This is a genomic window from Streptomyces sp. NBC_01261 (assembly GCF_036226385.1).
GTDB lineage: Bacteria > Actinomycetota > Actinomycetes > Streptomycetales > Streptomycetaceae > Streptomyces.
On sequence record NZ_CP108463.1, the window covers coordinates 6,524,575 to 6,537,728 of the forward strand.

Genomic DNA, 13,154 nt, shown 5'->3' on the forward strand with positions numbered 1-13,154 from the left:
AGTACTTCGTTACCTTACCTAACTCTTGACGCTTTCTTGACACTTCGCGAGGCAAGATCGAACGCCCGTCCGCGTCGGTACCCGACTCCGCGTCAAGTCGCTCGGGACCCTGCGCCTATGGTTGCTCCAGCGCTCAGTCAAAAGCACAGCCCGCCCTGCCGCTCGCGTTAGGACAGCAAGGACAGCGATGCCCCCCAACACCACCGCCTCATCGGGTCATAAGCCCGGCAAGTCCGGCAGGAAAAAGGGGCGCAAAGCCCGTCTACTGGTGCTTGTTCTGGTAATGGCCATCATCGGGGGCATCGCCTACGGCGCGTACTGGTCCGTCAGCACGGTCCGTGCCTCCCTTCCGCAGACCACGGGCTCGATCACGCTCGACGGCCTGTCGGGCCCCGTCGACGTCAAGCGCGACGGCTACGGCATCCCGCAGATCTACGCGTCCTCCGACGCGGACCTGTTCATGGCGCAGGGCTACGTCCAGGCGCAGGACCGGTTCTACGAGATGGACGTGCGCCGGCACATGACCGCCGGGCGACTGTCCGAGATGTTCGGCAAGAGCCAGGTCAAGAACGACGAGTTCCTGCGCACCCTGGGCTGGGACCGGGTGGCTCAGAAGGAGTACGACACCAAGCTGTCGGCCTCCACGAAGAAGTACCTCCAGGCGTACGCCAAGGGGGTCAACGCCTATCTCCAGGGCAAGGACGGCAAGGACATCTCCCTGGAGTACGCGGCTCTCGGCTTCAAGTACGACTACACGCCGGAGAAGTGGACCCCGGTCGACTCGGTCGCGTGGCTCAAGGCGATGGCCTGGGACCTGCGCGGCAACATGAAGGACGAGATCGACCGCGCCCTGATGACCAGCCGCCTCGGCCCCCAGCAGATCGCTGACCTGTACCCGGACTATCCGTACAGCCGCAACCAGCCGATCGTCACCGAGGGCGAGTACGACGAGTACACCAAGACCTTCGACGGCGGCGACAGCTCCTCCAGCACGTCCACGAGCGGCACGACGGGCTCGACGTCGTCCTCGTCCGGTTCGGCCCTCACGAGCCAGCTGGCGGGCCTCTCGAACGTCCTGGACGACGTCCCGACCGCCGTCGGCGTGAACGGCCAGGGCATCGGCTCCAACTCGTGGGTCGTCGCCGGGAAGAACACCATCACCGGCAAGCCCCTCCTGGCCAACGACCCACACCTGGAGGCGTCGCTGCCGTCCGTCTGGTACCAGATGGGCCTGCACTGCCGCGCGATCTCCAGCAAGTGCCAGTACGACGTCAGCGGCTACACCTTCGCGGGCATGCCCGGCGTCGTCATCGGCCACAACCAGGACATCGCCTGGGGCATGACCAACTCCGGGGTCGACGTCACCGACCTCTACCTGGAGAAGCTCTCCGGCGACGGCTACCTGTACGACGGCACGACGAAGCCCTTCACGACCCGCACGGAGACCATCAAGGTCGCCGGCGGCGCCTCCAAGAAGATCGTCGTCCGGGAGACCAACAACGGACCGCTGCTCTCGGACCGCAACGACGAACTGGTGCAGGTCGGCAAGAAGGCCGCCGTCGACACCGCGGCCCCCGACAGAGGCGACGGCTACGGCATCTCCCTGCGCTGGACCGCCGAGGACGCGGGCACCACCATGGATGCCGTCTTCGCCATCGACAAGGCGTCCGACTGGAGCGAGTTCCGCTCCGCGTCCGCGAAGTTCGACGTGCCCTCGCAGAACCTCGTCTACGCCGACACCAAGAACAACATCGGCTACACGCTGCCCGGCAGGATCCCGATCCGCGGCAAGGGCGACGGCTCGCTGCCGGTGCCCGGCTGGGACTCCAAGTACGACTGGACCGGTTACATCCCGCAGGCCGCCCTGCCGTACGAGTACAACCCGAAGCGCGGCTACATCGTCACCGCCAACCAGGCCGTGATCGACAAGGACAAGTACCCGTACACGCTCACCACGGACTGGGGCTACGGCACCCGTAGCCAGCGCATCACCGATCTGATCCAGTCGAAGATCGACGGCGGCGGCAAGATCTCCACCGACGACATGCGGCAGATGCAGCTCGACGACAGCAGCGAGATCGCCAAGCTGCTCGTGCCCAAGCTGCTGAAGATCGACGAGCCCGACCCGGACGTGCGCGAGGCGCAGAAGCTCCTGGAGGGCTGGGACTACACCCAGGACGCCGACTCGGCGGCGGCCGCCTACTTCAACTCGGTGTGGCGCAACATCCTCAAGCTCGCCTTCGGCAACAAGCTGCCCAAGGAGCTGCGGGTCAAGGGCCAGTGCCTGTTCGTCTCGCCGGTCGACACCACCGGTCCCGCCGACGAGGACAACCCGAAGGTGCGCGAGTGCGGCGAGCGTGACGCCGACCAGGCCCAACCGGACGGCGGCGACCGCTGGTTCGAGGTCGTCCGCAAGCTCATGGACGACCCCACCAACGACTGGTGGAAGACCCCCAAGTCGGGCAACCGCCCGGGGGCGAGCAACATGAACCAGCTGTTCAAGCGCGCCATGATCGACGCCCGCTGGGAGCTGACCGCCAAGCTCGGCAAGGACATCGACACCTGGAGCTGGGGCCGGCTGCACCGCCTGTTCCTGAAGAACCAGACCCTGGGCGTCGAAGGCCCCGCCATCGTCCAGTACGTCCTCAACCGCGGCCCCTGGAAGCTCAGCGGCGGCGAGGCCACGGTCAACGCGACCGGCTGGAACGCGGCGGGCGGCTACGGAGTCGTCTGGGTGCCGTCGATGCGCATGGTCGTGAACCTCGACGACTTCGACAAGTCCAAGTGGATCAACCTCACCGGCGCCTCCGGACACGCCTACAGCGCGCACTACACCGACCAGACCAGCAAGTGGGTCGACGGTGAACTGCTGTCCTGGTCGTTCTCGTCCAAGGCGGTCGACGGCAGTACGAGCGACACCCTGGTGCTGAAACCGTGACTCTTTGAACAACCGGACAACCCGAAATGGCCCTCCACGCACGCGTGGAGGGCCATTTCGGTTCCTCTTCAATTCCCCGAGAACCGCCGCACACCCGAGGGCGTGACCACCGCCCGCACCGACCGGTCGTGCGCCTCCGCAGGCACGTGCTCGACGACCTCGGAGTCGTACAGCAGCACCACCGGCGCGGGATGGGCGCCCGCCCGCTCCAGCCGCGCCAGCACGCGGTCGTACGACCCTCCGCCGCGCCCCAGGCGCATCCCGCGCCCGTCGACCGCCAGACCGGGCAGCAGGACGACGTCCGCGCCGGTCACGGCGTCCGGGCCGAGCCGCCGGCCGGACGGCTCCAACAGGGCCATCTTTCCGCCGTGTCGGACCCGCGCGAGCGAGCCTTCGCCGTCGTAGGAGCCCCAGTCCAGGTCGTTGTCCGGGAGGAGCGCGGGGAGCAGGACGTCGATGTCCCGCGCGCGGAGTGCGTCCAGGAGTGCGTGCGTTCCGGGTTCGCTCCCGACGGAGACGTACGCCGCCACCGTGCGCGCGTGCGCCAACTCGGGCAGTTCCAGGGCGCGTTCGGCGAGCGCGACGGCGGCCTCCCGTACGTCACCGGCCGTCAACCTGTTCCTCACCGCGAGGAACTCTCGTCGCAACATTCGCTTGTCAGGCTCGGGTTCACGTCGTGGGTCACTCACAGGTCTCACCCGTACCCTTCCTAATGTGCTCATATGAGAGCGTTTTAACCGGAGCCACAGATTCTGCACAAAGGCACCGGATAAGGTTCGGGCATGACTCAGTCGCACCCCAGGATCAGCAAGGCTGTCATCCCCGCAGCCGGTCTCGGCACCAGATTCCTGCCGGCCACGAAGGCAACTCCCAAGGAGATGCTGCCGGTCGTGGACAAGCCCGCGATCCAGTACGTGGTCGAAGAGGCCGCGTCGGCTGGGCTCGACGACGTCCTCATGATCACCGGGCGCAACAAGCGCCCCCTTGAGGACCACTTCGACCGCAACTACGAGCTCGAATCGGCCCTCCAGAAGAAGGGCGACGCGAGCCGGCTCGCCAAGGTCCAGGAGTCCAGCGACCTCGCGACCATGCACTACGTCCGCCAGGGCGACCCCAAGGGCCTCGGCCACGCCGTCCTGTGCGCGGCCCCGCACGTCGGCCACGAGCCCTTCGCCGTCCTCCTCGGGGATGACCTCATCGACCCCCGCGACCCCCTCCTCGCGCGCATGGTCGAGGTCCAGGAGCAGCACGGCGGCAGTGTCGTCGCCCTCATGGAGGTCGCACCCGAGCAGATCCACCTCTACGGCTGCGCGGCCGTAGAGGCCACCGCGGACGACGACGTCGTCAAGGTGACCGGCCTGGTCGAGAAGCCGGACGCGGCCGACGCCCCGTCGAACTACGCGATCATCGGCCGCTACGTCCTCGACCCCCACATCTTCGACATACTGCGCAAGACCGAGCCCGGCCGCGGCGGCGAGATCCAACTCACCGACGCCCTCCAGCAGCTCGCCACCGACGAGAAGGTCGGCGGCCCCGTGCACGGCGTCGTCTTCAAGGGCCGCCGCTATGACACCGGCGACCGGGGCGACTATCTGCGTGCCATTGTCAGACTCGCGTGCGAACGTGAAGACCTGGGACCGGACTTCCGGGCCTGGCTTCGCAGTTACGTAGCCGAGGAGATGTAGCAACGTTGAGCACCGCCGCGACCCGCACCGCAGGGCCCGATCACCTCTGGACGGTGGACGAGCACCTGGAGGACATCCTCGCGACCGTCCGCCCCCTGGAACCCATCGAGCTGCAACTGCTCGACGCCCAGGGCTGCGTCCTGGTCGAGGACATCACGGTGCCGGTCTCGCTCCCGCCCTTCGACAACAGCTCGATGGACGGGTACGCGGTGCGGGTCACGGACGTCGCGGGCGCCAGCGAGGAGTTCCCGGCCGTCCTGACGGTTATCGGCGACGTCGCGGCGGGCCAGGCCGAACCGCTCCACGTGGGCCCGGGGGAGACCGCCCGCATCATGACCGGCGCCCCGCTCCCGCCCGGCGCCGAGGCCGTCGTCCCCGTGGAGTGGACCGACGGAGGCCTCGGCGGCGGCCCGGTCACTAGCATGCGGGCCCGCAGTCAGGCCCCCGAGGCGGCCACCGGGCACGTGCACGTGTACCGCTCGGCGGAGGCACGCGCGCACGTACGCGCGAAGGGCAGCGACGTGAAGGCGGGCGACCGCGCCCTGGACGCCGGCACTGTCCTCGGCCCGCCGCAGATCGCCCTGCTCGCCGCGATCGGCCGCGGCACGGTCCGCGTGCGCCCCCGCCCGCGCGTGGTCGTCATGTCCACCGGCAGCGAACTCGTCCAGCCCGATGAGCAGTTGGGCGACGGCCAGATCTACGACTCCAACAGCTTCGCCCTCACCGCCGCCGCCCGCGACGCCGGAGCCATCGCCTACCGGGTCGGCGCCGTCGCCGACGACGCCGAGACCCTCCGCGACACCATCGAGGACCAGCTCGTCCGCGCCGACCTCATGGTCACCACCGGCGGCGTCAGCGTCGGGGCGTACGACGTCGTCAAGGAGGCGCTGTCCTCCGTAGGCGACGAGGACGAGGAGGGCGCCGGGATCGACTTCCGCAAGCTCGCCATGCAGCCCGGCAAACCCCAGGGCTTCGGCACCATCGGCCCCGACCACATCCCGCTGCTGGCCCTCCCCGGCAACCCGGTGTCGTCGTACGTCTCCTTCGAGCTGTTCGTCCGGCCCGCGATCCGCGTCCTCATGGGCCTGGGCGACGTCCACCGCCCGCGGACCCGGGCCGCCCTCACCACGGACAAGGCGCTGACCTCCCCGAAGGGGCGCAGACAGTTCCTGCGCGGGACGTACGCCGACGGCGAGGTCACCCCCGTAGGGGGCGCCGGATCGCACCTGGTCGCGGCCCTCGCGCTCGCCGACGCGCTGATCGTCGTCCCCGAGGACGTCGAGTCCGTGGAGCCCGGCACCGAGGTCGAAGTGGTCCTGCTCGGCTGAGTACTCCTGGTTGGCGGTACCGTGTCGCGCACAACACGCCCGGACCGGGAGCGCCACACAGCATGACTGAGCCTTTCCGGGGGGAAACCCCTGGACCCCTTGCGCACGACCGACTGACGCACATCGACGACGCGGGCGCCGCCCGGATGGTCGACGTGTCCGGGAAGGACGTGACCGCGCGCACCGCCACCGCCAGCGGACGCGTCCTCGTCTCGCCCCGCGTGGTCGAACTGCTGCGTGGCGAGGGCGTCCCCAAGGGCGACGCCCTGGCCACCGCGCGCATCGCCGGGATCATGGGCGCCAAACGCACCCCGGACCTCATCCCGCTCTGCCACCCGTTGTCGGTGTCGGGTGTGAAACTGGATCTGTCGGTCGCGGACGACGCCGTACGGATCCGGGCCACCGTGAAGACGACGGACCGCACGGGCGTCGAGATGGAGGCCCTCACCGCGGTCTCCGTAGCGGCGCTCACCGTGATCGACATGGTCAAGGCCGTCGACAAGGGAGCGGTCATCACGGACGTGCGCGTGGAGGAGAAGACGGGCGGCAAGTCGGGCGACTGGAGCCGGACATGACGCCCGACAGCACCCTGCCCGCGCGGTACCGCGCCCTGGTGGTCACCGCCTCCAACAGGGCCGCCTCCGGGGTCTACGAGGACCGGGGCGGCCCGTTGATCGCCGACGGCCTCAAGAGCTTCGGCTTCGCGGTCGAGGGCCCGCAGGTGGTCCCCGACGGCGACCCGGTGGAGGCCGCGCTGCGGGCCGCCGTAGAGGCCGGTTACGACGCCGTCGTCACCACCGGCGGCACCGGCGTCTCGCCCACCGACCGCACCCCCGAGGCGACCCGCGCGGTGATCGACTACGAGGTGCCGGGCATCGCCGAGGCCATCCGGGCGTACGGACGGGAGAAGGTGCCGACTTCGGCGCTCTCCCGGGGCCTGGCCGGAGTCGCCCGGGGCACACTGATCGTCAACCTGCCGGGGTCCACCGGCGGGGTGAGGGACGGCCTCGCCGTCCTGGAACCCCTGCTGGCGCACGCCGTCGACCAGATCCGAGGCGGCGATCACACCAGACCCGCCGACACCAGTGGGGGTGCGAGCTGAACAGCCCATCCTGGCCCGCCGTGCTGGTGGACGGCGACATCGTCCTGAGGCCGATAAAACTGCGCGACCAGCGCGTCTGGCGCGATGTCAACCGGCGCAACCGGGACTGGCTGCGTCCCTGGGAGGCGACGATTCCGCCGCCCACCCCCAGCGGGCCGATCGCGCACCGGCCGACCTACCGGCAGATGGTCCGGCATCTCCGCTCCGAGGCTAACTCGGGCCGGATGCTGCCGTTCGTCATCGAATACCAGGGGCGCCTGGTCGGGCAGTTGACGGTCGCCGGGATCACCTGGGGCTCGATGTGCTCGGGTCACATCGGCTACTGGGTGGACGAGTCGGTGGCCGGCCGCGGAGTGATGCCGACATCCGTGGCACTCGTCGTGGACCACTGTTTCCGGGCCGTGGGACTGCACCGCATCGAGGTCTGCATTCGCCCGGAGAACGGCCCCAGCCGCCGGGTCGTGGAGAAACTCGGATTCCGCGAGGAGGGGCTCAGACCCCGCTATCTCCACATCGACGGCGCCTGGCGCGACCATCTCGTCTTCGCGCTCACCGCGGAAGAGGTGCCCGAGGGGTTGCTGGCCCGCTGGCAGCGGGCACGCTCCCGGAGCACCCCGCACGACAATCCGGCATAGCGGCAAGCCTGTTGAGCCCGAAGCCCAGAAATGGAATAAGTGTTCGAAAGTGATCGACGAATGACCGTCTTGGGGCAATGAATTCGCCAACTCGGCGGCCTGTTGATCGCATCCATCACAAAAAAAGCTCGAAATATCAGCCAGATCGTGCGACACACCGACTCAATTGGCAGATGGCCTCACGCAAACCCCTCTACCGTGTGAGGCGTGAGCAGCAGCGGCCTCATCTACGCAGTCATTGTCGGGGCCTGGGCCGCCTACTTGGTGCCGATGTGGCTCCGTAGGCAGGACGAGCTGAACGAGGCCCGTCCGACGGAACGCTTCAGCACCGCCATCCGGCTGCTGTCCGGACGGGCGGGGATGGAGCGCCGGTACGCCAAGGACCTGCGGGCGCGCTCCACCGAGGAGGAGGAGCCCAGCGCCGTCGTGCCGGACGCCGTCACCGACTCGGTGGACGTCCGGGCCTTCGCCATGCCCCCGGCCCGTCCCCAGGTGCACGCGCCCGTCCGGCAGCAGAGCCAGGAGCGGCCGGAAGCGGCGCGAGAACCGGAGCGCGGGGCGGTCCGTGAATCGGAGCGCGCGGCGGCACGGGAAGCGGCGCGCGAACCCGAGCGTGAGCCGGTCCGCGAACCGGCGCGTGAGCAGGCGCCCAAGTCGGCACCGCACCAAGCCTCCGTGCCGGCCCAGGCACCCAAGTCCGCACCCCCCTCCGCCTCCGCGCCTGCGCGCAAGCGCGTCCCGGTAGCGCGACGTTCGCCCGCCGAGGAGGCCGCGGCAGCGCGCGCCCGGCGTGTGAAGGTGCTCGCGCGCCGTCGACGTACCACCGTGATGCTCTTCCTCGCCTTCACGCTCGGCGCGATCGTCGCGGCGGTCGGCGGGCTCGCCCTGCTCTGGGCGCCCGGCGTACCGGCGATCCTGCTCAGCGGGTACATCGCCTACCTGCGCACCCAGGAACGCCGCCGCTTCGCCTACCAGATGGACCGGCGCCGGGCCGAGATCGCCGCGCAGCGACTGAGGGAGCGTCAGCCGCGCAGGCGCGCGTCCGTGGACGCCGGGATCGACGACGCCGAGGAGGGCCCGGAACCGGCGACGGACCCCGGGTTGTCCGCACTCGCCGCCGACCGTCGCGCCCTCGTCGAGCAGACCGACCACGCCGAGTGGGTCGACCAGCAGCGCGAGCGGCAGCGCCGGCCCGGCCAGGGCGACAGCTGGGACCCGGTACCGGTACCGCTGCCCACCTACGTCACCGCGCCGGTCGCGCCACGCGCCACGTCCGACGTGGACCTCGGGGCGCCGGACGCGTGGAGTTCGGCCCGCTCCAGCTCCATGGCACCGGAGCAGGAGGCGCAGTCCGCCGCACGGGACGACCGCGATGCCCGCGACACCGGGGACGTTCTGGACGAGGACGCGGAGGACCTGTCGGAGGACAGGATGACGGCGGACGGCCGCACCGACGCCCGTCGCGCAGCCTCCGCCCGCCGCGCCCGCGAGCGGGGCCGCACGCCCCTGTTCGATCAGTACGAGGACGGCGAACGACCCCGCGCTGCCAACGAGTGACCAGGCAAGGAACGGATTTCCAAGCACCCTGACGGGGATGCTAGAGTTTCACTCGTTGCAAGGGCCTGTGGCGCAGTCTGGTAGCGCACCTCGTTCGCATCGAGGGGGTCTGGGGTTCAAATCCCCACAGGTCCACCGCAGCTCAGAGCCCCAGCCGGAGAGATCCGGCTGGGGCTCTTTGGTGTTCAACTGCTCTTCCTCGACCGCTGTTCGGCAGTCGCCGCCGCTTCATTCGGCGGGGAGTCCGAACCACCGTAGATGGACGGGGCGGGCGCCGGGTGATGCGTCTTCCGGGCCGTGCGAGAAGCGGGCCAGTAGGTCCAGGTAGGCGTCGTGGAAGGCGCCGAGTTCTTCCACGGTGAGATGGCTGAGGCCCCGTGAGCCTCGCATCCACCCCTTCGAGTTCGCGTGCTCCGCCATGAAGCGGCGGGCGAGTTCGACGTCCTCTTCCATCCTCAACCGGTCGAGCGTGCTCGCTACGGCACGCTCGCCGTCCGTCATCTCGTCCTGCGCGGGCCTGCGCACGTCCAGGCCGCGAACGGCTCGCCACCAGCGTTCGCGTCCGCCGGGTTGGTCCGGGGCGTCCTCGATGAACCCGCCCTGCTCCAGCCGACGCAGGTGGTAGCTCAGGGTTCCGGTGTTCTCGCCGAGGGCGGCGGCGAGGGTCGTCGAGGTCGCCGGGCCGTGGATGCCGAGGTGACGCAGGATCCGCAGGCGCAGGGGATGGGCGAGTGCCTTGAGGGCGGCGGGGTCGCTGACCGTGCGACGGGCGTCGTCTGGCTCAGGGGCCGGGCCCGGAGCCGGCTCGGGGTTCGGCTTGGGATCCGGCTCGGGGCGCTCCTGCGATGTGCTCACGGCGGCAGCCTACAGCCGATCCTCTGCAGATTTTTCTCTGCAAGTCTTTCTATGCAGAGAAAAGTCTGCAATGCTGACAGAGGGCAGCCACTCCTTCAAGGTCCTTCAGCTCGCTCCACTCGACGCTTCATTCGGAGGTCGCCATGCTTCGTGTCGCTCGCACAGCCCGCCTGGTTCGACGTCTTGCCGTGTCGCTGGCCGCTCTGACGCTGGGAGCGGGCGCAGCGGCGGGGCCGGCCCATGCGGCTGGTGCTGCGCCCACTGTGCGAGGCGCCGACTTCGGCGCCTGTCCAGCTCTCTCCGTGCTGCCTGAAGGCGCCGATCCCGCGGCCTGGCGCTGTGAAGCCATGACCGCCGTCGGGCATCTGACCCTCGGTCGTATCGATCAGTCGCTCGGTGGGGCCATGGCGATCACCTTCGCCGAGGGCACCGTGGACGGCGAATTCCACCAGGTCTTCGGCGGGATGACGGCCGTACCCGTGCGGGTCCGGGGCATGCCGCTGGCGATCACGCCCCGGTATGCGGGCTACTTCGACTTCCAGTCGAACGACGAGCGGCGCGGAGAGCTGGACCTGACGTTCCGGCTCTCGGGACCCGCGGTGCCGTCCGGGTGCTCCATCGGTACCGACGCGGATCCGGTACGGCTGGTGCTCAAGGAGACCAAGGCGTCGACCGTCGTGTCGCAGGACCCGTTGCTCGTTGCCTTCGGGGTGGCGGACAACCGGTTCACGGCGCCGAGGACTTCGGGCTGTGGCCGGCTGGGGCCGGTGCTCGACAGGGTGCTCCGGATACCGTCCCCGGCCGGCGCGAACAGCCTCGATCTGGATGCCCGGGTGTCCTTCCGCTCGTACGGTTCTACGGCCGGTTCCACGGCCGAGATATCCCGATGAGTCGCTCGGCGGACCACGGGCACTGAACGCCCCCGCCGGGGGAGTTGCAAGGGCTCACAGGGTCTTCGCGAAGCACCGGCTGTCGTCGTGGAGGCGGTAGTAGCCGAACTTCACGCAGGGCTCGTAGCCGCTGGACGTGTAGAGGGCGATGGCCTCCGGCTGCTTGGTGCCGGTTTCCAGGACCATGCGGGTGCGGCCTGCCGTGCGGGCGTCGTCCTCCAGGGCGGCCAGCATGCGGCGGGCGAGGCCCAGGCCGCGGGCCTGCTCGATCACGTACATGCGCTTGAGCTCGGCGTCGCCGTCCTCGTTGCCCTCGCCGTTGGCGTCCTGGGAGCGCCAGCCGCCGGTGGCCACGGGGTCGTCGTGCTCGTCGTACGCGATCAGGTAGACGCCGTTCGGCGGGGTGAAGTCCGACGGGTCCAGGACCGTGGCGTCGCCGCCGTCGCCGTAGCGGTCGTGGTACTCCGCCTGGACCTGGTCGTTCAGCTTGACGGCGTCGGGGTGGTCGAACGGGACGGGGCGTATATTCATGCCAAGTATCGTACTTCTATGCGTAGGGAGGGTCTGCGGGGTTCTGTGCGGGCCCGCGAGGGTCTGCTCGGGGCGGATCCGGACTCCGTCCAGTGTGCCGGTATTGTGCCCGAGTGCTCACTGTGACCTCTGCCAATGTGAACGGACTGCGGGCCGCCGCGAAGAAGGGCTTCGTGGAGTGGCTCGCGGAGACCTCCGCCGATGTGCTCTGTCTGCAGGAGGTGCGGGCCGAGCCGGAGCAGTTGCCGGAGCACGTCCGTACCCCCGAGGGCTGGCACGTCGTGCACGCCCCGGCCGCCGCCAAGGGCCGCGCGGGCGTCTCCCTCTACACCCGCCGCGAGCCGGACCGCGTCCAGGTCGGCTTCGGATCGGCCGAGTTCGACGGGAGCGGCCGGTACGTCGAGGTCGACCTCCCCGGTGTCACGGTCGCCAGCCTCTATCTGCCCTCCGGTGAGGTCGGCACCGAGCGACAGGACGAGAAGGTGCGCTTCATGGGCGAGTTCCTCGTCTATCTGAAGGGGCTGCGCGCGCGGGCCGCCGCGGATGGGCGCGAGGTCGTCGTCTGCGGTGACTGGAACATCGCCCACCAGCCCGCCGACCTCAAGAACTGGCGCGCCAACCAGAAGAGCTCCGGCTTCCTGCCGGAGGAGCGGGAGTGGCTGAGCAGCGTCTTCGACGCGGAGGACGGGGCGTACGTCGACGTCGTACGCGCCCTGCATCCGGATGTGGAAGGGCCGTACTCCTGGTGGTCCTACCGGGGGCGGGCGTTCGACAACGACAGCGGATGGCGGATCGACTACCACGTCTCGACGGCCGGGCTCGCCGCCAAGGCGGTCAAGGGGTACGTCGAGCGCGCGGCCACGCATGACGAGCGGTGGTCGGACCACGCGCCCGTGACGGTGGTCTACGACCTCTGAGGTCCCCGGTCGCCGCCACCGGCCTGGAGTCGGCGGTCCATCGCCATCGAGAGTTCGGCCTCTACGACGCTCTTCGCCAGCGGTCGTAGGCGTTGCAGGTCCTCCGCCGAGCGGTTTCCGGAGATGACCAGGTCGGTGAAGAGTTCGGCGAGGGCGTCCGTGTGTGCGCGGACGCGGCGCCCCGCGCTGAGGACGTCGGCGAGGGGGATGCCCTCGCGGACCAGCGCGGCCGTGACGTCGAGGAGGCGGCGGCTGATGTGGACGATCTCGCCGCCGTCGGTGCCGAGGTAGCCGAGTTCCAGTGAGGCGGCGAAGTTCTCCGGGGTCGCCTGGTCGCCGAAGTAGTCGGCGAGGGCCTCCGGGGTGAGCCGGACCGGCGTCTCCTCGGTGGGGGCGCCGAGGCCCAGCAGCTCGCCCACGTTGCGGCCGTGGTCGAAGGCCTCGGCGAGTTCCGCGATGCCGTTGAGGGTGTGGCCGCGCTCCAGAAGTGCCGAGATCGTGCGCAGGCGGGCCAGGTGTGTCTCGTCGTACCAGGCGATACGGCCTTCCCGGCGCGGCGGGTGGATGAGTTTGCGCTCGCGGTAGAAGCGCAGGGTGCGCACCGTGATGCCGGCCTCCACGGCCAGTTCCTCCATGCGGTACTCGCGCTTCTCCGCCCGCTCCGCCTGTTCTGCCTTCTCCGCCACGCCCGCACCCTACGTCGTGCCGTCGGTACC

General features: G+C 69.7%; 13 protein-coding genes and 1 tRNA gene. 10 read left to right on the forward strand and 4 right to left on the reverse strand.

Annotated features, from left to right (window positions below; translation table 11 throughout):
• Nucleotides 1-187 precede the first annotated feature (187 nt).
• Entirely contained in the window at nucleotides 188-2,938 is a 2,751-nt protein-coding gene (locus OG226_RS29070; protein ID WP_328682575.1) for a penicillin acylase family protein, read from the forward strand.
• A gap of 68 nt (nucleotides 2,939-3,006) precedes the next feature.
• Here the strand turns inward: OG226_RS29070 and OG226_RS29075 are convergent, their stop codons facing one another.
• Entirely contained in the window at nucleotides 3,007-3,588 is a 582-nt protein-coding gene (locus tag OG226_RS29075) for a 5-formyltetrahydrofolate cyclo-ligase (RefSeq protein WP_328682577.1), read from the reverse strand.
• A 132-nt stretch (nucleotides 3,589-3,720) separates the two neighbouring features.
• Here OG226_RS29075 and galU point away from each other — a divergent pair, with 132 nt between their 5' ends.
• The 7 genes from galU to OG226_RS29110 all read left to right on the forward strand — a co-directional run bounded on the left by galU (nucleotide 3,721) and on the right by OG226_RS29110 (nucleotide 9,380).
• A complete protein-coding gene (gene galU, locus OG226_RS29080; RefSeq protein WP_033285666.1) occupies nucleotides 3,721-4,623 on the forward strand; it encodes a UTP--glucose-1-phosphate uridylyltransferase GalU in 903 nt (300 codons plus the stop codon).
• Between the two features lie 5 nt (nucleotides 4,624-4,628).
• Nucleotides 4,629-5,951, forward strand: coding sequence for a molybdotransferase-like divisome protein Glp (glp, locus tag OG226_RS29085; protein WP_329350492.1), 1,323 nt, complete (start codon nucleotides 4,629-4,631; stop codon nucleotides 5,949-5,951).
• A gap of 62 nt (nucleotides 5,952-6,013) precedes the next feature.
• Nucleotides 6,014-6,526, forward strand: a complete 513-nt coding sequence (gene moaC, locus OG226_RS29090; protein WP_329350493.1) for a cyclic pyranopterin monophosphate synthase MoaC — start codon at nucleotides 6,014-6,016, stop codon at nucleotides 6,524-6,526.
• Entirely contained in the window at nucleotides 6,523-7,053 is a 531-nt protein-coding gene (locus OG226_RS29095) for a MogA/MoaB family molybdenum cofactor biosynthesis protein (RefSeq protein WP_328682587.1), read from the forward strand. The genes moaC and OG226_RS29095 overlap by 4 nt, the downstream gene beginning before the upstream one ends.
• A 20-nt stretch (nucleotides 7,054-7,073) precedes the next feature.
• Nucleotides 7,074-7,688: a GNAT family N-acetyltransferase gene (locus tag OG226_RS29100; RefSeq protein ID WP_327403388.1), complete on the forward strand. Its 615-nt coding sequence runs from the start codon at nucleotides 7,074-7,076 to the stop codon at nucleotides 7,686-7,688.
• Nucleotides 7,689-7,895: 207 nt separating this feature from the next.
• On the forward strand, nucleotides 7,896-9,245 hold the full coding sequence (gene sepX, locus OG226_RS29105; protein ID WP_328682589.1) for a divisome protein SepX/GlpR: 1,350 nt from the start codon (nucleotides 7,896-7,898) through the stop codon (nucleotides 9,243-9,245).
• A gap of 61 nt (nucleotides 9,246-9,306) precedes the next feature.
• A tRNA-Ala gene (locus OG226_RS29110) sits at nucleotides 9,307-9,380 on the forward strand.
• 93 nt (nucleotides 9,381-9,473) lie between these two features.
• On the opposite strand, the gene OG226_RS29115 is transcribed toward OG226_RS29110, so the two are convergent.
• A complete protein-coding gene (locus OG226_RS29115) occupies nucleotides 9,474-10,100 on the reverse strand; it encodes an ArsR/SmtB family transcription factor (protein WP_328682591.1) in 627 nt (208 codons plus the stop codon).
• 347 nt (nucleotides 10,101-10,447) lie between these two features.
• Here OG226_RS29115 and OG226_RS29120 point away from each other — a divergent pair, with 347 nt between their 5' ends.
• Nucleotides 10,448-10,990, forward strand: coding sequence for a hypothetical protein (locus OG226_RS29120; protein WP_328682593.1), 543 nt, complete (start codon nucleotides 10,448-10,450; stop codon nucleotides 10,988-10,990).
• Nucleotides 10,991-11,044: 54 nt separating this feature from the next.
• On the opposite strand, the gene OG226_RS29125 is transcribed toward OG226_RS29120, so the two are convergent.
• On the reverse strand, nucleotides 11,045-11,521 hold the full coding sequence (locus tag OG226_RS29125) for a GNAT family N-acetyltransferase (protein ID WP_328682595.1): 477 nt from the start codon (nucleotides 11,519-11,521) through the stop codon (nucleotides 11,045-11,047).
• Nucleotides 11,522-11,634: 113 nt separating this feature from the next.
• On the opposite strand from OG226_RS29125, the gene OG226_RS29130 reads away from it, so the two are divergent.
• Nucleotides 11,635-12,438, forward strand: a complete 804-nt coding sequence (locus OG226_RS29130) for an exodeoxyribonuclease III (protein WP_328682597.1) — start codon at nucleotides 11,635-11,637, stop codon at nucleotides 12,436-12,438.
• Here the strand turns inward: OG226_RS29130 and OG226_RS29135 are convergent.
• Nucleotides 12,426-13,073 carry a MerR family transcriptional regulator gene (locus OG226_RS29135; protein ID WP_328686458.1) on the reverse strand — a complete coding sequence of 216 codons (648 nt, stop codon included), beginning with the start codon at nucleotides 13,071-13,073 and terminating at the stop codon, nucleotides 12,426-12,428. The two genes, OG226_RS29130 and OG226_RS29135, sit on opposite strands and share 13 nt — an antisense overlap.
• Nucleotides 13,074-13,154: the final 81 nt, after the last annotated feature.

Excerpts from the sequence above, each read along its gene's own strand:
- OG226_RS29070 (WP_328682575.1), top strand. The coding sequence starts at position 188 with ATGCCCCCCAACACCACCGCCTCATCGGGTCATAAGCCCGGCAAGTCC.
- OG226_RS29075 (WP_328682577.1), bottom strand. The coding sequence starts at position 3,588 with ATGTTGCGACGAGAGTTCCTCGCGGTGAGGAACAGGTTGACGGCCGGT.
- galU (WP_033285666.1), top strand. The coding sequence starts at position 3,721 with ATGACTCAGTCGCACCCCAGGATCAGCAAGGCTGTCATCCCCGCAGCC.
- moaC (WP_329350493.1), top strand. The coding sequence starts at position 6,014 with ATGACTGAGCCTTTCCGGGGGGAAACCCCTGGACCCCTTGCGCACGAC.
- OG226_RS29095 (WP_328682587.1), top strand. The coding sequence starts at position 6,523 with ATGACGCCCGACAGCACCCTGCCCGCGCGGTACCGCGCCCTGGTGGTC.
- OG226_RS29120 (WP_328682593.1), top strand. The coding sequence starts at position 10,448 with ATGACCGCCGTCGGGCATCTGACCCTCGGTCGTATCGATCAGTCGCTC.
- OG226_RS29125 (WP_328682595.1), bottom strand. The coding sequence starts at position 11,521 with ATGAATATACGCCCCGTCCCGTTCGACCACCCCGACGCCGTCAAGCTG.
- OG226_RS29135 (WP_328686458.1), bottom strand. The coding sequence starts at position 13,073 with ATGGAGGAACTGGCCGTGGAGGCCGGCATCACGGTGCGCACCCTGCGC.